The sequence below is a fragment of the Kitasatospora sp. NPDC001119 genome (assembly GCF_053598475.1).
Window position 1 is genome coordinate 62213 of the sequence record NZ_JBSFKI010000039.1, and the last position, 24078, is coordinate 86290.

A 24078-nucleotide genomic window follows, 5' to 3' on the forward strand; every position below is an offset into this window, starting at 1 on the left:
GTGACGCCACCGACCAGGCCGCTCCGCTTGCCGACAGCGTGACGCCACCCACTAGGCCGCTCCGCCCGCCGACAGCGTGACGCCACCGCAGTCGGCGCGTCCTGCGCGCCTGCCCGCCCACACTCTTCCGGAGGTCTTCCCATGTCCCGTCGCGACGGCGACGTCCTTCCCCTGACCGGGGCCCAGCGCGAGATCTGGCTCGCCGAACAGCGCTCCCGTACACCGATCCCCGGCTACCGCGTCGGCGAGTGCCTGGAGATCCACGGGCCGGTCGACGCCGGGCTGTTCGAGACGGCGCTGCGCCGGGTGGTCGACGAGGTCGACGCCCTGCACGTGACCTTCGTCGACGACGGCGAGGGCCCGCGCCAGGTCCTCCGCGAGACCTGGGACTGGGCACCGGCCCACCTGGACCTCAGCGGGGAGCCAGAACCCCGTGCGGCGGCCCTGGAGTGGATGGAGCGGGACCTGCTGCGCCCGCTGGACCTCGCGCGCGACCCGCTGTTCGGCCACGCGCTGATCCGGCTGTCGCCGACCGAGTACCTCTGGTACCTGAACTACCACCACGTGGTGCTGGACGCGATCAGCAGCTCGATGGTCCGCGGGCGGGTCGGCGAGGTGTACTCGGCGCTGGCCGACGGCGGCCCGGTGCCGCCGTCCCCGTTCGGCCCGCTGCGGGACCTGGTCGACAGCGACGCCGCCTACCGCGCGTCGGCGGACTTCACCGCCGACCGCGACTACTGGACGGAACGATTCGCCGACCGGCCGGAACCGACCCGGCTGACCCGCACGGCCCCGACCGACCCGGACCGCGCGCTGCGGCTGGCCGAGGAGCGGGAACTGCGGCGCCCGGACGCGCTGCGCGCCGCGGCGGCGAGGACCGGCGTCCGCTGGTCCCGCCTGGTGGTCGCGGCGGCGGCGCTCTACGCGCACCGGCTGACCGGAACGCGGGACGTGGTGCTCGCCCTCCCCGTCACGGCCCGCCGGTCCGCCGACCGCGACCTGACGGCGGTGCCCGGCACGATGTCCAACGTGGTGCCCCTGCGGCTGACCGTACGACCGGACATGCCGTGGGGCGACCTCGTCGCCCAGGCGGCGCGGGAGGTCGAGGCGGCCGTCGCGCACGAGCGGTACCGGAGCGAGGACCTGCTGCGGGACCTCGGGGCCCCCGGCAGCATCGGGACGGCGTTCCCGCTGATCGTCAACATCATGGCGTTCAACTCCCGGCCGACCTTCGCCGGGCACCCCGCCTCCGTGCACCACTTCGTGTCGGGGTCGACCAGCGACCTGGCCGTCTGGCTGTTCGACTACCGGGACGGCAACCCGCCGCTGCTCAGGCTGCACGGCTCGCCCGAGGCGTACGGCGCGGACGACCTCGCCGCCCACCAGCAGCGGCTGATCGCCCTGCTCGACGCCGTCGCGGACTGCGACCCGGACGAGCCGCTGGCCCGGATCGACCTGCTCACCGCCGAGGAGCACCGCGAGGTGGCCGCCCTCGGTACCGGGCCGACGGCGGAAGTCCCGGCCGAGACCCTGCCGGAGCTGTTCCGCAAGCACGCGCGGGCCACGCCGGACGCCGTCGCGGTGGTGGGGCCGGAAGCGTCGCTGACGTACGGGGAGCTGGACGCGCGGGCGAACCGGCTGGCGCACGCCCTGATCGCCCGGGGCGCCGGGCCGGAGCGGTTGGTGGCGGTGGCGCTGCCGAGGTCGGCCGAGCTGGTCGTGGCGATTCTCGCGGTGCTGAAGACCGGGGCGGCCTACGTCCCGGTCGATCCCGAGTACCCGGCCGCCCGGATCGCCCACCTGCTCGACGACGCCCGCCCGGCCCTGGTGGTGACCGACACCCTCAGCGCGGGGCGGCTGCCGGGGGAGGGCTCCGTCGACCGGCTGGTCCTCGACGACCCGGCGACGGCCGACCTGGTGAACGGCCAGTCGCCGGCCGACCCGATGGCGGCCGTCGACCCGGGCCACCCGGCGTACGTCATCCACACCTCCGGCTCCACCGGCCGGCCCAAGGGCGTGGCGCCGACCCACGGCGGCCTGCTCAACCTGCTCACCGACCTCCGGCAGGTCCACCTCCCGCCGGTGACGGGCGACCGGCCGCGGCGGCGGGTGGCCCTGACGACGTCGGTGTCCTTCGACGCCTCGTGGAACCAGTTGCTCGCCCTGTTCGCGGGCCACGAGCTGTACGTCCTGGACCACGAGACCTGGACCGATCCCGACGCCTTCGTCGGCTACGCGGCGCGCCACGGGCTGGACTACGTCGAAGCCACCCCGTCCTACCTCCAGGTCCTGGTCGCCCACGGGCTCCTGGGCGACGGGAACCGGCGCCCGGCACTGGTCGCGGCCGGCGGCGAGGCCGTCCCGGAGCGGCTGTGGGCGGAACTGCGGGCGGCGGACGGGGTGTCCTGCCTCAACCTCTACGGACCGTCCGAGTGCACCGTCAACCCGGTGGTCGCCTCCGTGGGGTCGAGCCCGCTCCCGGTCATCGGCCGGCCCGCCACCAACGTCCGGCTCCACGTGCTCGACGGCGCCCTGCGGCCGCTGCCGGCCGGCACGCCCGGCGAGCTGTACATCGCCGGGCCCGGTCTGGCCCGCGGCTACCTGAACCGGCCGGGCCTCACCGCCGGACGGTTCGTCGCCGATCCGCACGGTCCGGCCGGCTCGCGCATGTACCGCACCGGCGACCTGGTGCGCTGGAACGCCGGGGGGCAGTTGGAGTTCCTCGGGCGCACCGACGACCAGGTCAAGGTCCGCGGCTTCCGGGTGGAGCTCGGCGAGGTCGAGGCCGTCCTCGCCGAGCACCCGCTGGTCGCCGGGGCCGCCGCCGTGGTGCGCACCGAGGACGAGCCCCGGCTGGTCGCCTACGCCGTCGCCGAGCCCGGCGCCACGGTCACCGACACCGCGCTGCGCGAGCACCTCCGGGAGCGGCTGCCCAAGCACATGGTGCCCTCGGCCTTCGTGCTGCTGGACGCCCTGCCCCTGACGCCGAACGGCAAGCTCGACCGGCGGGCCCTCCCCGCGCCCGACCGGCAGTCCGCCGACCGGGGCCGCGCACCGCGCACCGCGACCGAGCAGCTGCTCGCCGGACTGTTCGCCGAGGTGCTCGGCGTGCCGGAGGCCGGCGCCGACGACGACTTCTTCGACCTCGGCGGGCACTCCCTGCTGGCCACCCGGCTGGTCGCCCGGGCCCGGTCGGTGCTGGGCGTGGAGCTGGGGCTGCGCGACCTGTTCGACGCGCCGACGGTGGCGGGACTGGCCGCGGCGGTGGACGTCGCGGGCCGGGCCCGCCCGGCGCTGGGGCGGCGCGAGCGGCCCGCGGCCGTCCCGCTGTCCTTCGCGCAGCGCCGGCTGTGGTTCCTGCACCGCATGGAGGGCCCGAGCGCCACGTACAACATCCCGCTCACCCTGCGGCTCGGCGGAACCCTCGACCAGCGTGCCCTGGACGCCGCCCTGGCGGACCTGGTCGAGCGGCACGAGAGCCTGCGCACCGTCTTCCCGGTGGTCGACGGCGTGCCGTGCCAGCGGGTGCTGGAGGCCGACGAGGCCCGGCCGCGGCTGCGGGTCACCGAGGCCGGCGGGCGCGAGCTGCCGGACCTGCTGGGAGAGGCGGCGCGGTACGGCTTCGAGCTCGCCGAGGAGCCGCCGCTGCGCGCCGAGCTCTTCCGGCTCGGCGGCGAGGAGCACGTGCTGCTGCTGGTGGTGCACCACATCGCCGGTGACGGCTGGTCTGCGGGGCCGCTCCTGCGGGACCTGCGGACCGCCTACGCGGCCCGCACCGAGGGTGCGAAGCCGCAGTGGTCGCCACTGCCCGTCCAGTACGCCGACTACGCCCTCTGGCAGCGGGAGCTGCTCGGCGACGGCGCCGACCCGGACAGCCTGCTGAGCGGCCAGCTCGCCTACTGGCGGGAGCGGTTGGCGGACCTGCCCGAGCAGGTGGAGCTGCCCTTCGACCGGCCCCGTCCGGCGGTGATGTCCTACCGGGGCGCCCACCTGCCGGTGCGGATCGACGCCGAGCTGCACCAGGGCCTGCGCGACCTCGCCCGCGACGGCGGCGCCAGCCTGTTCATGGTGCTCCAGGCCGGGCTGGCCGCCCTGCTCGGCAAGCTCGGCGCCGGAAGCGACGTCCCGATCGGCACCCCGATCGCCGGCCGCACCGACGAGGCCCTGGACGACCTGGTCGGCTTCTTCGTCAACACCCTGGTGCTGCGCACCGACCTGTCCGGAGACCCGTCCTTCACCGAACTGCTGGGCCGGGTGCGCTCCGACGCGCTGGCCGCGTACGCCCACCAGGACCTGCCGTTCGAGCACCTGGTGGAGGCGCTGAACCCGACCCGGACCCTGGCGCACCACCCGCTGTTCCAGACCATGCTCGCCCTGCAGAACGCGCCGCTCGACACCGTCGACCTGCCCGGGCTGCGGGTGACGACCGACCTGGTGCACACCGGGACGGCCAAGTGCGACCTGACCTTCATCCTGGCCGAACAGCCCGAGGGCCTCTCGGGCGTCCTGGAGTACAGCACCGACCTGTTCGACGAGGCCACCGCGGCGGGCATCGTCGACCGGTGGCTGCGGCTGCTGCGCGCCGTCGTCGCCGACCCGGGCCGACGGATCGGCCGGGTGGACGTGCTGTCCGCCGACGAGCTCCGCGCGCTGCTCCCGGCCCGTACCGAGGAGGCCGCGCCGGAAGGCAGTCTGACCGCGCTCTTCGAGCGGCAGGTCCGGACCGACCCGGCCGCCGTGGCCCTCACGGACGGTGAAGCAACCTTCTCCTACGGCGAGTTGAACGCCCGAGCCAACCGGCTCGCGCACGCGCTCATCGAGCGGGGCGTGGGCCCGGAGCAGCTGGTGGCCCTGGCCCTGCCGCGCTCGGCGGAGCTGGTCGTGGCCGTCCTCGCGGTGCTCAAGGCCGGCGGCGCCTACGTGCCGGTGGACCCGACGTACCCGGCGGCCCGGATCTCCTACCTGCTCCAGGACACCCGGCCCGCGCTGCTCGTCACCACGAGCGCTGTCGGCGAGCTGCCGGGGGCGGACCACCTGGACCGGCTGCTGCTGGACTCCGCCGACCTGGACGGGCGGCCGGACACCGACCCGGGGGTCGCCGTCGACCCCGGCCACGCCGCCTACGTCATCCACACCTCCGGCTCCACCGGCAACCCCAAGGGCGTCGTGGTCCCGCACCGCAACGTGGTGCGCCTGTTCCGGACGACGGAGGAGCTGTTCGGCTTCACCGCCGAGGACGTCTGGACGCTCTTCCACTCCTACGCCTTCGACTTCTCCGTCTGGGAGCTGTGGGGCCCGCTGCTGCACGGCGGCCGACTCGTGGTCGTGGACCACGAGACCAGCCGCTCGCCCGGCCGGTTCCTGGAGCTCCTCGCCCGCGAGCGGGTGACCGTCCTCAACCAGACGCCGTCCGCCTTCTACCAGCTGATGCAGGCGGACGCCGAGCAGCCGCGTGAACTCGCCCTGCGCACCGTGGTGTTCGGCGGCGAGGCGCTGGAGCACGCCCGGCTCGCGAGCTGGTACGAGCGGCACCCGGAGGACGCGCCGCGGCTGGTCAACATGTACGGCATCACCGAGACCACCGTGCACGTCACCCACGCCGCGCTCGACCCCGCCGGCACCGGCGCCGGCGGGATCGGCGCGGCCCTCCCGGACCTGCGGACGTACGTGCTCGACGACGGCCTGCGGCCGGTGGCCCCGGGCGTGCCCGGCGAGCTGTACGTCGCGGGCCCCGGCCTGGCGCGCGGCTACCTGAACCGGCCCGGCCTGACCGCCGGACGGTTCGTCGCGGACCCGTTCGGACCGGCCGGGTCGCGGATGTACCGCAGCGGCGACGTGGTGCGCCGCGCGGCCGACGGCGGCCTGAGCTACGTCGGCCGGGCCGACCAGCAGGTGAAGGTGCGCGGCTTCCGGATCGAACTCGGCGAGATCGAGGCGGCGCTGGCCGCACACCCCGGCGTCGGCCAGGTCGCCGTCCTCGCCCGGCAGGACCGCGCCGACGACACCCGGCTGGTCGCCTACGTGGTGCCGGCCGCCGAGACGGCCCCGCGCTCGGCCGAGTTGCGCGAGCACCTCTCCGAGCGGCTGCCGGAGCACATGGTGCCCTCGGCGTTCGTCGAGCTGGACGCGCTGCCGCTGACCGCCAACGGCAAGCTGGACCACCGGGCTCTGCCCGCCCCCGACCTCGCCCCGGCGTCGGCCGGCCGCGCCCCGCGCACCCCGCAGGAGCAGGTGCTCTGCGAGCTGTTCGCCGAGGTCCTGGGCGTGGCGTCGGCCGGCGTCGAGGACGGCTTCTTCGACCTCGGCGGGCACTCCCTGCTCGCCACCCGCCTGGCCGCCCGGATCCGCGCGACGCTCGGCGTGGAGATGCCGCTGCGCACCCTGTTCGAGGCGCCGACCCCGGCCGCCCTGGCCGCCGCCCTGGTGGCGGCCGGACCGGCGCAGACCGCCCTGGTGCGGCGCGAGCGCCCCGAGGCGGTCCCGCTGTCCTTCGCGCAGCGGCGGCTCTGGTTCCTGCACCAGCTGGAGGGCGCCGGCGCGAACTACCACATCGCGCTGGCCTGGCGGCTGTCCGGGGAGCTGGACCGGCGGGCCCTGGAGGCCGCCCTCGCGGACGTGGTCGGACGGCACGAGAGCCTGCGGACCGTCTTCCCGGCCGTCGACGGCGTCCCGCACCAGCGGGTGCTGGACGTCGTGGCGGCCCGCCCGCGGCTGCTCGTGAGCCGAGCCACGGAGGCCGGGCTGCCCACCCTGATGGCGGCGGCGAAGGACCGGCCGTTCGACCTGGCGGCCGACGCGCCGCTGCGGGTCGAGCTGTTCGAACTGGCGCCGGACGAGCACGTGTTCCAGCTGGTGCTCCACCACATCGCGGGTGACGGCTGGTCGCTGGGCCCGCTCTCGCAGGACCTGACCGCCGCCTACGCGGCGCGCTGCCGCGGCGAGGCACCGCGGTGGGAGGGCCTGCCGGTCCAGTACGCCGACTACACCCTGTGGCAGCACGAGCTGCTCGGCGAGTCCACCGACCCGGACAGTCCGTTCGCCCGCCAGGCGGCCTACTGGACACGGCAGTTGGCCGGCCTCCCGGAGCGGATCCAGCTGCCCGCCGACCGGCCCCGCCCGGCGGCCGCCTCGCACCGGGGCGGTTTCGTGCACACCGGACTGGACGCCGAACTGCACCGTGCGCTGCGCGCGCTCGCCCGCGAGCACGGCACCAGTCTCTTCATGGTCCTCCAGGCCGGCCTGGCGGCGCTGCTGAGCAAGCTCGGCGCGGGCGACGACATCCCGGTCGGCAGCCCGGTCGCCGGCCGGACCGACCAGGCGCTGGACGAGCTGGTCGGCTACTTCGTCAACACCCTGGTCTTCCGCACCGACACCTCGGGCGATCCGACCTTCGCCGAACTGCTGGACCGGGTCCGGGACACCTCGCTGGCCGGGTACGCCCACCAGGACCTGCCGTTCGAGCACCTGGTCGAGGCCCTCAACCCGGTGCGCTCGCTGGCGCACCACCCGCTGTTCCAGGTCATGCTGGTGCTGCAGAACGCGCCCCGGGCCGACTTCGTGCCGCCCGGGCTGAACGTCGACGACATGCCGTTGACGACGACCACCGCCAAGCTCGACCTGATCTTCACCCTGTCCGAGCGGCAGGCGCCGGACGGTTCCCCGGAGGGGATCGACGGGCTCGTCGAGTACGCCGGCGACCTCTACGACCCGGCCACCGTCGAGACCATGTTCGGGCGCCTGGAGCGGCTGCTCCGCGCCGTGGTCGCCGACCCGCGGCGGCGGCTCAGCCGGTACGGCCTGCTCTCCGCCGAGGAGCACGGCGACCTGGCGGTCCTGGGCACCGGACCGGAGGTGGAGCTCCCGGCCGCGAGCGTGCCGGAGCTGTTCCGGGCGCAGGTGCGGGCGACGCCGGACCAGGTGGCGCTGGTGAGCGGGGACGTCTCGCTGACGTACGAGGAGCTGGACGCGCGGGCGAACCGGCTGGCGCACGCCCTGATCGCCCGGGGCGCGGGGCCGGAGCGGCTGGTGGCGGTCGCCCTGCCGAGGTCGGCCGAACTGGTCGTGGCGATCCTCGCCGTGCTGCGGACCGGGGCGGCCTACGTCCCGGTCGATCCCGAGTACCCGGCCGCGCGGATAGGGCACATGCTGGACGACGCAGGCCCGGTCCTGGTGGTGACCGACGCCCGGACCCGGGACGGGCTGCCGGAAGCCGGTCCGGCCGGGTGGCTGGTGCTCGACGACCCGGCCACGGCCGCCCTGGTGGCCGACTGCCCGGCGACGGACCCGCTGGTCGCCATCGACCCGGGGCACCCGGCCTACGTGATCTACACCTCCGGTTCCACCGGCAGGCCCAAGGGCGTGCTGTCGACCCACGGCGGCCTGCTCAACCTCTTCGTCAGCCAGCGTCCGCTGCTGTTCCCCCGGGGGACGAAGGAGCGGCTGCGCATCGGGCTGACCACCTCGGTGTCGTTCGACGCCTCCTGCGACCAGCTGTCCAGCCTGTACGCGGGCCACGAACTGCACGTCCTGGACGAGGCGACCTGGTCCGACCCGGACGCCTTCGTCGACTACGTCAGGCGCGCCGGGCTGGACTACGTCAACGCCACCCCGTCCTACCTGCACGAGCTCGTCGCCCGGGGACTCCTGGACGACCCGGAGCGCCGTCCCTCGGTGGTCTCGATGGGCGGGGAGGCCGTTCCGGACCGACTGTGGGAGCGGCTGCGGGCCGTCGAGGGCGTGTCCTGCCTGAACTACTACGGGCCGTCCGAATGCACGGTGGACGCCGTCGTCGCACCGCTGGGATCGAGTCCGCGCCCGGTGATCGGCCGGCCGCTCGGGGGCCTCCGGCTGTACGTCCTCGACAGCACGCTGCGCCCGGTGCCCGCGGGCGTGGCGGGCGAGCTGTACCTCGCCGGGGCGGGCCTGGCCCGCGGCTACCTGAACCGGCCGGGCCTCACCGCCGGCCGCTTCGTGGCGGACCCGTTCGGTCCGAGCGGCACGCGCATGTACCGCACCGGCGACCTGGTCCGCTGGGGCGCCGACCGGAACCTGGAGTTCCTCGGCCGGACCGACGACCAGGTCAAGGTGCGCGGCTTCCGGATCGAACTCGGCGAGGTCGAGGCGGCGTTGGCGGAACACCCGCAGGTCGCCCAGGTCGCCGTGACGGTCCGGGAGGACCGGGCCGGGGACGCGCGGCTGGTCGCCTACCCGGTGGCCGTCACCGGGGCGGAACTCCGGTCGGAGGAGCTGCGGGCACACCTGCGCGAGCGACTGCCGGAGTACATGGTCCCGACCGCCTTCGTGCCCCTGGGGAGCCTGCCGCTGACCGCCACCGGCAAGCTGGACCGGCGCGCGCTGCCCGCACCCGTCCACACCGCGTCGGGGACCGGAAGGGCCCCGCGCACCCCGCAGGAGCAGGTCCTCGCGGAGCTGTTCGCCGAGATGCTGGGCGTGGCCGAGGTCGGGGCCGACGACGACTTCTTCGACCTCGGCGGGCACTCCCTGCTCGCCACCCGGCTGGTCGCCCGGGCGCGGGCCGCCCTCGGGGTGGAACTGGAGCTGCGCGCCCTCTTCGAGACGCCGACGGTGGCCGGGCTGGCCGCCGGCCTCGGCGGGGCCGGCCGGGCCCGGCTCGCCTTGGAGCGGGCGGAGCGGCCCGCGCTGGTGCCGCTGTCGTCCGCCCAGCGGAGGCTGTGGTTCCTGCGCCAGCTGGAGGGCGCCGACTCCGTCTACAACATGCCGCTCGCATGGCGGCTCTCGGGACCGCTGGACCTGGCGGCCCTGGAGGCGGCGCTGGGCGACGTCAGTGCCCGGCACGAGACCCTGCGCACCGTCTTCCCGGCCGTGGACGGGGTTCCGCACCAGCAGGTGCTGCCCGCCGGAGCGGCACGCCCGACGCTGTCGGTCACCCCGGTCGACGAACCGGCCCTGCCGGAACGGCTGGCGGCGGCAGCGGCGCGCGGATTCGACCTCGCGGCCGAACCGCCGCTGCGCGCCGAGGTGTTCGAGCTCTCGGCGGAGGAGCACGTGCTGCTCCTGGTGATCCACCACATCGCCGGTGACGGCTGGTCGCTGGGCCCGCTGGCGGCCGACCTGGCCACCGCGTACGCGGCCCGCCGCCGGGGCGAGGAGCCGCGGTGGGCGCCGCTGCCCGTGCAGTACGCCGACTACACGCTCTGGCAGCGCGACCTGCTCGGCGACGCGGCGGACCCGGACAGCCTGTTCGCCCGCCAGGCGGACTACTGGACGCGGACACTGGCCGGCCTGCCGGAGCAGCTCCGGCTCCCCGCCGACCGCCACCGCCCCGCGACCCCCTCCTACGCCGGCGGCCACCTCGCGATCGAACTGGACGCCGAACTGCACGCCGGACTGGTCCGGTTGGGCCGGGAGCACGGCGCCAGCGTCTACATGGTGCTGCAGGCCGCCCTGGCCTCGTTGCTGGACAAGCTCGGCGCGGGCGACGACATCCCGGTCGGCAGCCTGATCGCGGGCCGGACCGACCAGGCGCTGGACGACCTCGTCGGCTTCTTCGTCAACACCCTGGTGCTGCGCACCGACACCAGCGGCGACCCGACCTTCGTCGAGCTGCTGGCCCGGGTCCGGGAGGGTGCGCTCGGCTCGTACGCCCACCAGGACCTGCCCTTCGAGCACGTCGTCGAGGCCCTCAACCCGGCCCGGTCGCTCACCCGCCAGCCGCTGTTCCAGGTGCTGCTCGCGCTGCAGAACGTGCCCCGCACCGAGTTCGCGCTGGACGGTCTGGACTCCGAGATCCTCCTGGTGCGCACGCCCACCGCGATGTTCGACCTAGGGTTCCACCTGCTGGAGCACGGCGGCACCGGCGGGCCGGCCGAGGGCATCGTCGGGCGGGTCGAGTACAGCACCGACCTGTTCGACCACGCCACGGTGGAGACGCTGCTCGCCCGGTGGCTGCGGCTGCTGGCGGCGGTGGTCGCCGAGCCGGACCGGCCGCTGAGCCGGATCGACGTCCTCACCGCCGAGGAGCGCCGGGAGCTGCTGGTCGCCCGCAACGACACCGCCCGCCCGGTGCCCGTCGAGAGCCTGCCCGCGCTGTTCGAGGCGCGGGTCCGGGCGACCCCGGAAGCTCCGGCCGTGGTGTTCGAGGAGGCCGTGCTCACGTACGGCGAGCTGAACGCCCGGGCCAACCGGCTGGCGCACGCGCTGATCGCGCGGGGCGTCGGGCCGGAGCAGACCGTCGCCCTGCGGCTGCCGCGCTCGGCCGAGCTGGTGGTCGCCGTCCTCGCGGTCCTCAAGACGGGCGCGGCGTACCTGCCGGTCGACCCGGACTACCCGGCCGCCCGCATCGCGTACATGCTGGAGGACGCCCGGCCGACCGTCGTGCTCGACGACCTCGCGGCCGTCGCACCGGACGGGGACCACCCGGAGACCGACCCCGTCGTCACCGCGGACGCACGGTACCCGGCGTACGTCATCTACACCTCGGGCTCCACCGGCCGGCCCAAGGCCGTGGTGATGCCCGCCGCCGGGCTGCTGAACCTGCTGGAGTGGCACCACGAGGCCGTCGGCGGCGGACCCGGCACGCGCACCGCGCAGTTCACCGCGATCAGCTTCGACGTCTCGGTGCAGGAGATGCTCTCCGCGCTGCTGTACGGCAAGACCCTGGTGGTGCCGACGGAGGAGCAGCGCCGCAGCGCCGAGCTGTTCGCCCACTGGCTGGACCGGCACGAGGTCGAGGAGCTGTTCGCGCCCAATCTGGTGGTCGAGGCGCTCGCCGAGGCCGCCGAGGAGGCCGGACTGGAGCTGCCGCACCTGCGGCTGGTCGCCCAGGCCGGTGAGGCGATGCGCCTGAGCGGTGCGGTGCGCCGCTTCCAGGGTCGTCGGCCCGGCCGGGTGCTGCACAACCACTACGGCCCCGCCGAGACCCATGTGATCACCGCCTACCCGCTGCCGGCCGACCCGGCGGACTGCCCGCTGCCGGTGCCGATCGGCCGTCCGATCGCCAACTGCCGCGTCTACGTGCTGGATTCGGCCCTTCGCCCGGTCTCTCCCGGGGTGCTGGGCGAGCTGTACCTGGCCGGGGCGGGCCTGGCCCGGGGCTACCTGAACCGGCCCGGGCTCACCGCCGGACGCTTCGTCGCCGACCCGTACGGTCCGGCGGGCAGCCGGATGTACCGCACCGGTGACCTGGTGCGCTGGCGGGCCGACGGGGAGCTGGAGTTCGCCGGCCGGGTCGACCACCAGGTGAAGGTGCGCGGCTTCCGGGTCGAACCCGGCGAGATCGAGGCCGAGCTGACCGCCCACCCGGGCGTCGCCCAGGTCGCGGTGCTCGCCCGCGAGGACCGGATCGTCGCGTACGTCGTCCCGTCGGCCGGGAGCGGGGCGACCGCGGCGGCGCTGACGGCGTACCTGCGCGGCCGGGTGCCGGACTACCTGGTGCCGTCCGCGTTCATGCTGCTCGACGCGCTGCCGCTGACGCCGAACGGGAAGCTGGACCGGGCGGCGCTGCCCGCGCCCGAGGCCACGGCCAGGGAGACGGGCCGGGCGCCGCGCACGCCGCAGGAGCAGATCCTGTGCGAGCTGTTCGCCGAGGTGCTGGGCCTGGCCCGGGTCGGGGTCGACGAGGACTTCTTCGCGCTGGGCGGGCACTCCCTGCTCGCCACCCGGCTGGTATCCCGGGTCCGGGCGACCCTCGGGGTCGAGCTGGAGCTGCGCAGCCTGTTCCGGACCCCGACAGCCGCCGGGCTGGCCGCCGGGCTGCACGACGCCGGCACCGCGCGGCAGGCGCTGGTGCCCAGGCCGCGCCGGGAGGAACCGCTGCCGCTGTCCTTCGCCCAGCGCCGGCTCTGGTTCCTCCAGCAGTTCGGGGCGCCCAGCGCCACGTACCACATGCCGCTGGCCCTGCGGCTGTCCGGCCGCCTCGACCGGGCCGCGCTGAGCGCCGCGCTCGCCGACGTGGTGGCCCGGCACGAGACGCTGCGCACGGTCTTCCCGCAGACCGCCGGGATCCCGTTCCAGCGCGTGCTGGACAGCACCGAGGCCGCCGTCCCGCTGACCGTCCGCGCGGCCGGCGAGGCGGAGGTGCCCGCGCTGCTGCGCGAGGCCGCGGTGCGCGGCTTCGACCTGACCTCGGAAGTGCCGCTGCGGGCCGAGCTGTTCGCGGTCGCGCCGGACGAGCACGTGCTGCTGCTGGTCATGCACCACATCGTCGGGGACGGCTGGTCGATGGGCCCGCTGGCCCGCGACCTGGCGACCGCCTACACCACCCGCCAGGGCGGCGGGGCGCCGGCCTGGCCGCCGCTGCCGGTCACGTACGGCGACTACACCCTGTGGCAGCACGAGATCCTCGGCGACGAGCACGACGCCGACAGCCTGTTCGCCCGCCAGGTCGCCTACTGGAAGGAGACGCTGGCCGGGCTGCCCGAGCAGCTCCCGCTGCCCGCGGACCGGCCGCGCCCGGCCGCCATGTCGTACGGCGGCGACCTGCTGGACGTCCGGATCGACGCCGAACTGCACGCGGCACTGGTGGAGTTGGCGCGACGCTCGGGTGCGACCCTGTTCATGGTGCTGCAGGCCGCGCTGGCGGCGCTGTACACCCGGCTGGGCGCGGGCACGGACATCCCGATCGGCTCGCCGATCGCGGGCCGGACCGACGAGGCGCTGGACGAGCTGGTCGGGTTCTTCATCAACACCCTGGTGCTGCGGACGGACACCAGCGGCGACCCGAGCTTCACCGAACTGCTCGGCCGGGTCCGGGAGACGGCGCTGTCGGCGTACGCGCACCAGGACGTGCCCTTCGAGCACCTGGTGGAGGCGCTGAACCCGTCCCGCTCGCTCTCCCACCACCCGCTGTACCAGACCGGGCTGGTCGTGCAGAACGCGCCGGGCGGCGACTTCGAGCTGCCGGGCGTCCGGGTCTCCGGGGTGAACGTCCTCACCGGGACAGCGCGGCTCGACCTGACCTTCGGGTTCGCGGAGGAGCACGGGCCCGACGGCGCGCCGGCCGGGCTCAGCGGTGCGGTCGAGTACAGCACCGACCTGTTCGACCGCTCAACGGTCGAGGCCCTGGTCGCCCGCTGGACCAGGCTGCTGACCGCGGTGGCCGCCGCACCCGAGCAGCCGATCGGCGGGATCGACCTGCTGTCGGCCGAGGAGCGGCACGAGCTGCTGCCCGCCGTCGGCGGCGGGGCGGCCGGGGCGAGCCTGCCGGAGCTGTTCGCGGCGCGGGTGGCGGCGGCGCCGGACGCGGTCGCGCTGGTCTGCGGCGAGGCCGAGTTGACGTACCGGGAGCTGAACGTCCGGGCGAACCGGTTCGCTCACGCGCTGATCGCCCGGGGCGTGGGCCCTGAGCGGCTGGTGGCGGTGGCGCTGCCGCGCTCGGTGGAGTCGGTGGTGGCGGTCCTCGGTGTGCTGAAGGCGGGGGCGGCGTATCTGCCGGTGGACCCGGCGTACCCGCGGGCGCGGATCGACTTCATGCTGGCGGACGCCCGGCCGGTGCTGGTGGTCGACGATGCCGCCATGGTGGTCGGGGGCGACTGGCCGGAGACCGACCCGGAGGTCGTTCTCGACGTCCGGCACCCGGCGTACGTGATCTACACCTCGGGTTCGACCGGGCGCCCCAAGGGCGTCGTGGTCAGCCACGGCGGTGTGTCGGGACTCGCGGCGGCGCAGGTCGAGCGCCTCGGCGTCGGGCCGGGCAGCCGGGTGCTGCAGTTCGCCTCGCCCAGCTTCGACGCGTCGTTCTGGGACGTCTGCAGCGCCCTGCTCAGCGGCGCCGCCCTCGTCCTGGCCTCGGCTGACGCGCCGCTGGAGTCGCTGACGGACCGCCGGCTCGGCGTCACCCATGTGACCCTGCCGCCCTCGGCCCTGGCGGCCGTGGACGGTGCCGAGGTCACGGTCGGCACGCTGGTGGTGGCGGGGGAGGCCTGCCCGCCGGAGCTGGTGGCGCGCTGGGCGCCCGGCCGACGGATGATCAACGCGTACGGCCCGACCGAGACGACGGTCTGCGCGACGATGAGCGACCCGCTGGCGCCGGGAGCGGGTGCACCGCCGATCGGCCGTGCGGTCGCGGGCTTCCGGGTCTACGTGCTGGACGACCGGCTGCGCCTGGTGCCGCCGGGTGTGCAGGGGGAGTTGTACGTCGCCGGTCCGGGTCTGGCCCGGGGTTACCTGGACCGGTCGGGCCTGACGGCCGGGCGGTTCGTGGCCTGCCCGTTCGAGCCGGGCGCCCGGATGTACCGCACCGGAGACCTGGTGCTTCGGCGCGCCGACGGCGAGTTGGAGTACGTCGGCCGCGCCGACGACCAGGTGAAGGTGCGCGGCTTCCGGATCGAACTCGGCGAGATCGAGGCGGCCCTGGCCGGGCACCCCGTCGTCGCGCAGTCGGCGGTCCTGGCCCGGGACGAGCGCCTCGTCGGCTACGTCGTCCCGAGGCCCGGCGCTTCCGCCCGTCCGGCGGAGCTGGCGGCGCACCTGCGCGAGCGGCTGCCGGACTACCTGGTGCCGTCCGCCTTCGTGCTGCTGGACGTGCTGCCGCTGACGCCGAACGGGAAGCTGGACCGGGCGGCGCTGCCCGCGCCCGAGTCCGTGCCCACGGAGGCGGGCCGGGCGCCGCGCACCCCGCAGGAGCAGATCCTCTGCGAGCTGTTCGCCGAGGTGCTGGGCCGGCCGCAGGTCGGGGTCGACGAGGACTTCTTCGACCTCGGCGGGCACTCCCTGCTCGCCACCCGGCTGGCCGCCAGGGTGCGCTCGGTGCTCGGCGTGGAGCTGGGGCTGCGCACGCTGTTCCAGACGTCCACGGTGGCGGGCCTGGCCGGGGCGCTGGCCGAGGCGGGCAGTGCCCGCCCGACGCTGGCCGTACGGGAGCGGCCGGAGGCCGTACCGCTGTCCTTCGCCCAGCGCCGGCTCTGGTTCCTGCACCGGATGGACGGCGCGGCCGCGACGTACCACATCCCGCTGGCCCTCCAGCTGACCGGGACGCTCGACCGGGCGGCGCTGGACGAGGCGCTGGCCGACGTGGCGGCCCGGCACGAGAGCCTGCGGACGGTGTTCCCGGAGGTGGACGGCGTCCCGTGCCAGCGGGTCCTGGACCCGGCCGAGGCCCGGCCCCGGGCCGGGCTGACCGAGGTCCCGCAGGACGAACTGCACGGCCGGCTCGCCGAGTTCGCCCGGCGGCCCTTCGACCTGGCGGCGGAGCCGCCGCTGCGGGCGGAGCTGTTCGCGGTCGCGCCGGACGAGCACGTGCTGCTGCTGGTGATGCACCACATCGCCGGTGACGGCTGGTCCACCGGCCCGCTGGCCCGCGACCTCGCCGAGGCGTACGCCGCCCGGAGCGTGGGCCGCGCGCCCGGTTGGTCGGAGCTGCCGGTGCAGTACGCCGACTACACGCTCTGGCAGCGCGACCTGCTCGGCGACGCCGCCGACCCGCAGAGCCGGTTCGCCGAGCAGCTCGACTACTGGAAGCGCCAGCTGTCCGACCTGCCGGAGCTGCTCCAGCTGCCCGCCGACCGGCCGCGGCCGGCCGTCGCCGGCTGGCACGGGGACCACGTCGGCCTGGAGCTGAGCCCTGAACTGCACGCCGCGCTGACCGAGTTGGCGCGGACCACCGGCACCAGCCTGTTCATGGTGCTGCAGGCGGCGCTGGCGGCGCTGTACACGCGGCTCGGCGCGGGTACGGACATCCCGATCGGTTCGCCGATCGCGGGTCGTACCGACGAGGCGCTGGACGAGCTGGTCGGGTTCTTCGTGAACACGCTGGTGCTGCGGACGGACACCAGTGGTGATCCGAGCTTCACCGAACTGCTCGGGCGGGTGCGGGAGGCGGCGCTGTCGGCGTACGCCCACCAGGACGTGCCGTTCGAGCACCTGGTGGAGGTGCTGAACCCGTCCCGGTCGCTGTCGCACCACCCGCTGTTCCAGACCATCCTGGCCGTGCAGAACGCCCCGATGGGCCGGTTCTCGCTGCCGGGCCTGGAGGTGGCCACCTACGCGGTGGCCACCGGAACGGCCAAGTTCGACCTCGGGGTGAGCCTCGTCGAGCGGTTCGGTCCGGACGGGAGCCCGGCCGGGATCGTCGGCGCGGCGGAGTACGCCACCGACCTGTTCGACCGCTCGACGGTCGAGGCCCTGGTACGGCGCTGGACGCTCCTGCTGGAGGCCGTCACCGCCGACCCGGACCGGTCGATCGGCGCGGTCGACCTCCTCGACGGCGAGGAGCGGCACCGGCTGCTGGAGCGCGGCAACGCGACCGCCCGTGAGGTGGCCGCGGTTCCGGTGCCGCTGGCCTTCGCGGCGCAGGTGGCGGCGACACCGGATGCGGTCGCCCTCGTCCGGGGCGACATTGAACTGACGTATCGTCAATTGAACGCCCGGGCCAATCGGTTCGCGCACTCGCTGATCTCCCAGGGGGTGGGCCCGGAGCAACTGGTGGCGGTGGCGCTGCCGCGCTCGGTGGAAGCCGTGGTCGCCGTCCTGGGCGTGCTGAAGGCCGGGGCGGCGTACCTGCCGGTGGATCCGGCGTACCCGCGGGCGCGGATCGACTTCATGTTGGCGGACGCCCGCCCGGCGCTGCTGGTCGACGACCCCGCCGTGGTGGCCGGGGGCGACGGGCCGGAGACCGACCCGGAGGTCGCTCTCGACGTCCGGAATCCGGCGTACGTGATCTACACCTCGGGTTCGACCGGCCGCCCCAAGGGCGTCGTGGTTCCCCACGGCGGTGTGGCGAGCCTGGTCGCCGCCCAGATCGAGCGGTTCGCGATCGAACCCGGCAGCCGGGTGCTGCAGTTCGCCTCGCCGAGCTTCGACGCGTCGGTGTCGGAGATCTACACCGCCCTGCTGCGCGGCGCGGCCCTGGTGCTGCCCCCGGCGGGGGACCCGGTCGCCGCGCTGGCCGACCCGGGCCTCGCGGTCACCCATGTGACCGTGCCGCCGTCCGTCCTGGCCGCCGTGCCGGAGGGCTCGGTGGCGGTGTCGACGCTGGTGGTGGCGGGTGAGGCCTGCCCGCCGGAGCTGGTCGCGCGCTGGGCGCCGGGCCGGCGGATGATCAACGCGTACGGCCCGACGGAGACGACGGTCTGCGCGACGATGAGCGACCCGCTGACGGCGGGAGCGGGCGTGCCGCCGATCGGCCGGCCGATCGCCAACGCCCGGGTGTACGTGCTGGACGACCGGCTGCGGCCGGTGCCGCCCGGCGTGCCCGGCGAACTGTACGTCACCGGTGCGGGTCTGGCCCGGGGTTACCTGGACCGGCCGGGCCTGACGGCGGGCCGGTTCGTGGCCTGCCCGTTCGAGCCGGGGGAGCGGATGTACCGCACCGGCGACCTGGTCCGCTGGCTCGGTGACGAGCAGTTGGAGTACGTCGGCCGCGCCGACGAGCAGGTGAAGGTGCGCGGCTTCCGGGTCGAGCCCGGCGAGGTCGAGACGGCCCTGGCCGAGCACCCCGCCGTCGCCCGGGCCGCCGTCCTCGCCCAGGACGACCGGCTCATCGGCTACGTCGTCCCCCGCCAGGAGGAGGCCCGCGACAGCGCCCTGGAAGCGGACCACGTGGGCGAGTGGCAGGATATCTACGACGCCCTGCCGATCGTTCCCGAGGACGCCGGCTTCGGCCAGAACTTCGTGGGCTGGAACAGCAGTTACGACGCCAGCCCGATTCCGGTCGAGCAGATGCGGGAGTGGCGGGACGCCACGGTGGCCCGCATCCTGGCCCTGCGCCCCCGCCGGGTGCTGGAGGTCGGCGTCGGCACCGGCCTGCTCCTGTCGCAGGTCGCACCGCACTGCGAGACGTACTTCGCGACCGACTTCTCCGCCACCGCGATCGACGCGCTGGCCGCCCAGGTGGCCGGCCAGGAGGAGCTGGCCGGCCGGGTCGTCCTGCAGACCCGCCCGGCGCACGACACCGACGGGCTCCCGGCCGGGGAGTTCGACACCATCGTGATCAACTCGGTGGTGCAGTACTTCCCGTCCGCCGACTACCTCGCCGACGTGATCGGGAAGCTGATGGGGCTGCTGGCCCCCGGCGGCGCGCTCTTCGTCGGCGACGTCCGCAACCTGCGGCTGCTGCGCCCGCTGGCCACCGCCGTCCAGCTCCACCGGGCCGCCGAGGCCGCCGACCTCACGTCGGTGCGCCGCACGGTGGAGCAGGCCTTGCGGGTGGAGAAGGAGCTCCTGGTCGACCCGGACTTCTTCACCGCCCTGCGGGAGCACGGTACGGACATCGGCACGGCGGTCGTCGAGGTCAAGCGCGGCCGCCACCACAACGAGCTGACCCGCTACCGCTACGACGTGACGCTGCACAAGCCGCCGGTCACCCCGGCGGCCCCGGAGCGGTCCGTCGAACTGGCCTGGGGCCGGCAGGTCGCCGGACCGGCCGAACTGCGCGAGCTGCTCGGCCAGTCGCCCCTCGGAGCGCTGCGGATCACCGGGGTGCCGAACAGCCGGGTGGCGCGGGAGGCCGCACTGGCCCGGGCGGTGCAGGACGGCGACGGCTCGCTCGCCGAGCTGCTGGAACGCCTGCACGCCCCGGAGGACGCCGACCTGCCCGACCCGGAGGACTTCCACGCCCTCGGCTCGGAGTTCGGCCGCTCGACGGCCGTCACCTGGTCGGCCACCGCGGCGGACGCCGTGGACGTCGTCTTCACCGACCCCCGGGCGCTCCACGGCTCCCCGGTCGAGGCGTACCGGCCGGCCCGGGCCACGGGTGCGCCGCTGTCCTCGCTGACCAACCGCCCGACCGGAAACCGGGGCACCAGCGCCCTCCTGGGCGAACTCCGCGACTGGCTGCGGGACCGGCTGCCCGACTACCTGGTCCCCTCGGCGTTCGTGGCGCTGGAGGCGCTGCCCCTGACGGCCAACGGCAAGCTCGACCGCCGTGCTCTGCCCGCCCCCGACCTCGGCCCGGTCGCGGTCGGACGGGCGCCGCGCACCCCGCAGGAGCAGCTCCTCGCCGAGCTGTTCGCCGAGGTGCTGGGCCTGCCCGCGGTCGGCGTCGACGACGGCTTCTTCGACCTGGGCGGGCACTCCCTGCTGGCGACCCGACTGGCCTCCCGGGTCCGGGCGACCCTCGGCGCGGAGCTGGAGGTCCGGACGCTGTTCGAGACCCCGACCGTGGCCGGGCTGGCCGCCCGCCTGGACGGCTCCGGAGCGGCGCGGCCCGCGCTGACCGCCCAGGCCCGCCCCGACCGGGTGCCGCTCTCCTTCGCCCAGCGCCGGCTCTGGTTCCTGCACCGGATGGACGGGCCGAGCGCCACCTACAACATGCCGCTCGCGCTCAGCCTGACCGGCGAGCTGGACCGCCCGGCGCTGCACGCCGCGCTCGCGGACGTGGTCGCCCGGCACGAGAGCCTGCGGACGGTGTTCCGCGAGACGGACGGCGTGCCGTACCAGGTCGTGCTGAGCGCCGAGCAGGCGCGCCCCGCACTGCCGGTGGTGGAGATCGACGAGAGCGCCCTGGCCGGGCGCCTGGCGGAGACGGCCGGGTGCGGCTTCGACCTGGCCGCGGAGCCGCCGGTCCGGGCGGAGCTGTACGCGCTCGCCCCCGATCGGCACGCCCTGCTGGTCGTGGTGCACCACATCGCCGCCGACGGCTGGTCGATGGGCCCGCTCTCCGGTGACCTCGCCGCGGCCTACGCGGCCCGCTGCCGCGGTGAGGCCCCGCGGTGGTCCCCGCTGCCGGTGCAGTACGCCGACTACAGCGCCTGGCAGCGCGACCTGCTCGGCGACGCCGCCGACCCGGACAGCCTGTTCGCCCGGCAACTGGCCTACTGGAAGGAGGAGCTGGCCGGCGTCCCGCAGCAACTTCAGCTGCCCGCCGACCGGCCGCGGCCGCCGGTGGCCTCCCAACGCGGCGACGGGGTCGCGGTCCGGCTCGACGCCGAACTGCACCAGGCCCTGCGGGACCTGGCCGCCGCGCGCGGCGCCAGCATGTTCATGGTGCTCCAGGCCGGACTCGCGGCCCTGCTCACCCGGCTCGGCGCCGGCACCGACATCCCGGTCGGCAGCCCGATCGCCGGCCGGACCGACCAGGCGCTGGACGAGCTGGTGGGGTTCTTCGTCAACACCCTGGTGCTGCGCACCGACACCGGCGGCGACCCGTCCTTCGCCGAACTGCTCGGCCGGGTCCGGCAGAAGGCGCTCGGCGCGTACGACCACCAGGACGTGCCGTTCGAGTACCTGGTCGAGGTGGTCAACCCCGCGCGGTCGCTGGCCCACCACCCGCTGTTCCAGATCATGCTGGCCCTGCAGAACGCGCCGGTCGGCGAGTTCGCGCTGCCGGGGCTGGAGACCGGCCACCTGGCGGCGCCGACCGGCACCTCCCGGGTCGACCTGACCTTCAGCCTGGCCGAGCGGTTCGGCCCGGACGGCGCCCCCGACGGCCTGGTCGGCGCGGTGGAGTACGCCACCGACCTGTTCGACGCGCCCACCGTGGAGCTGCTGTTCGAGCGCCTGGCCCGGCTGCTGCGCGCGGCGGTCGCCGATCCGGACCGGCCGATCAGCCGGATCGACATCATGCCCGCCGAGGAGCGCCGCCGACTGCTCGCCGGGTCCACCGGTGTCGCGGCCGAGCTGCCGGAGGCCGCGGTGCCGGAGCTGTTCGCCCGCCAGGTGCGGGCCACCCCGGAGGCGGTCGCGGTCGTCGCGGGCGGCACCGAGCTGACCTACGCGCAGCTCGACCAGCGGGCCGGCCGCCTGGCGCGGGCGCTGATCCGCCAGGGCGTACGGCCGGAGACGCCGGTCGCGGTCATGCTGGACCGCTCGGCGGAGCTGGTCGTGGCGATCCTGGCGATCATCAAGGCCGGCGGCGCCTACGTGCCGCTCGACCCGCGCTTCCCCTCCTCCCGGGTCGACCTGATCCTGCGGGAGAGCGAGGCCGCCCTGGTGCTCACCCGGGAGGTGCTCACCGCACTGGAGCGGTCCGCGGCCGCCGATCCGTCCGACGTCGAAGTCCCCTGTGCGCCGGAGCAGTTGGCGTACATCATGTACACCTCCGGCTCGACCGGCCGGCCGAAGGGCGTGGCCGTCACCCACCGCGACGTGGTGGGCCTCGCGCTCACCCCCGAATGGCGGGGCGGCGGACACGCGCGGGTGCTGATGCACTCCCCGACGGCCTTCGACCTCTCCACCTACGAGCTGTGGGTGCCGCTGCTCAACGGCGGCCGGGTCGTGGTCGCGCCGCCGGAGCAGCTCGACCTCGACCTGCTCCAGCACACGATCACCGCGCACGGGGTGACCGGACTGTGGCTCACGGCCGGACTGTTCCGCCTGGTCGCCGAGGAGCGCCCGGGCCTGCTCGCCGGGGTCCGCGAGGTGTGGACCGGCGGCGACGTGGTCTCCCCGGCCGCCGTCGCCCGGGTGCGGGAGGCCTGCCCCGGCATCGAGGTGGTCAACGGCTACGGGCCCACCGAGGCCACCACCCTGGCCACCCGGCACCCGGTGGACGACCTCCCCGAACACGCCGCGACCGTGCCGATCGGCCGGCCGATGGCGAACATGCGCGCCTACGTGCTCGACGAGCGGCTGCGCCCGGTGCCGACCGGCATGGTCGGCGAGCTGTACCTCGCGGGGACGGGCGTGGCCCGCGGCTACCTCGGACGGGCCGGCCTGACGGCGGAGCGCTTCACCGCCGACCCGTACGGGCCGTCCGGCAGCCGGATGTACCGCACCGGCGACCTCGCCTCCTGGCGGACCGACGGCACGCTGGACTTCGCCGGACGCGCCGACCACCAGGTCAAGCTGCGCGGCCTGCGGATCGAGCCCGGCGAGATCGAGGCCGTCCTGGCGGGCTGCCCGGGCGTCGCCCAGGCGGCCGTCGTCGCCCGCGAGGACCGGCCGGGCGACAAGCGGCTGGTCGCCTACCTGGTGCCCGCCCCGGAGGGGGCGCCCGAGGCGGGCGAGCTGTCCGGCCGGCTGCGCCGCGACCTGCCCGACTACATGGTGCCGGCGGCGTTCGTCACCGTGGACGCGCTGCCGCTGACCGCCAACGGCAAGCTCGACCGGGCCGCCCTGCCCGCCCCCGAGTACGGGTCCTCGACCGCCGGGCGCGGCCCCCGGACGCCGCAGGAGCAGCTGCTGTGCGGCCTCGTCGCCGAGGTGCTCGGCCGGGAGCAGGTGGGCATCGACGACAACTTCTTCGACCTGGGCGGGCACTCGCTGCTGGCCGCCCGGCTGGCCTCCCGGGTCCGCGAGACCCTCGGCCTGGAGTTGGGCCTGCGGATGCTGTTCGAGGCGCCGACCGTGGCCGGTCTCACCGAGCGCCTGCTCATGGACGACCCCGAGGACGCGTTGGACGTGGTGCTGCCGCTGCGCTCGACCGGGACCGGGACGCCGCTGTTCTGCGTCCACCCCGGCGGCGGCATCAGCTGGTCGTACAGCGGCCTGCTGAACCACCTCGGCCCGCAGCACCCGGTCTACGCCATCCAGGCGCGCGGCCTCGGCCGGCCCGAACCCCTGCCGGCCTCCTACGAGGAGATGGCGGCGGACTACGCCGACCAGATCCAGAAGATCCAGCCGGAGGGCCCGTACCTGCTCCTCGGCTGGTCCGCCGGCGGGCTGATCGCCCACGCGCTCGCCTGCGAGCTGCAGTCGCGCGGCGAACGGACCGCACTGCTGGCGATCCTCGACGCCTACCCGGTGAAGGAGGTGCGGTTCGAGGTGGCTCCGGTGCCCACCGTGCGGGACGTGCTCGTCGGCGTGCTCGACGTCGACCCGGACGAGCTGGGCGACCGGGAGATCACCTACGCCGAGGTCGCCGAGGTGCTGAACCGGCGGGGCAGCGCGCTGGCCGGCCTGACCGAGCGGCAGGTCGAGGTGATCGTCGAGATCATGATCAACAACTCGAAGCTGGCGGTCGACTTCGTCCCCGGCGACTTCGACGGAGACCTGCTGCTGTTCAACTCCACGATCGACCGCGCCGAGGACAACGCCGGGCCCGAGACCTGGCGCCCCTACGTCACCGGCCGGATCGAGTCCCACGAGATCACCACCCGGCACGACCGGATGACCCAGGCCGGCTCGCTGGCCCAGATCGGACCGGTCCTGGCCGCGAGGATCACCGAGGCCGTCGGTGACACCGACGGCACCACCACCCTTTCCCACCAGGAGGACTGACCC

The 24078-nt window shown here is 75.2% G+C and carries 1 protein-coding gene; it reads left to right on the top strand.

The window, feature by feature from the left end; genetic code table 11:
- Window positions 1–141: 141 nt before the first annotated feature.
- The gene (locus tag ACWDD9_RS35090) at window positions 142–24075 is read left to right on the top strand and encodes a non-ribosomal peptide synthase/polyketide synthase (protein ID WP_449813883.1); all 23934 of its coding nucleotides are present in this window, start codon (window positions 142–144) and stop codon (window positions 24073–24075) included.
- The last annotated feature ends 3 nt before the right edge of the window (window positions 24076–24078 follow it).

Bases quoted from the DNA above. Each gene is read 5' to 3' on its own strand.
- ACWDD9_RS35090 (WP_449813883.1), top strand. From the start codon at position 142: ATGTCCCGTCGCGACGGCGACGTCCTTCCCCTGACCGGGGCCCAGCGC.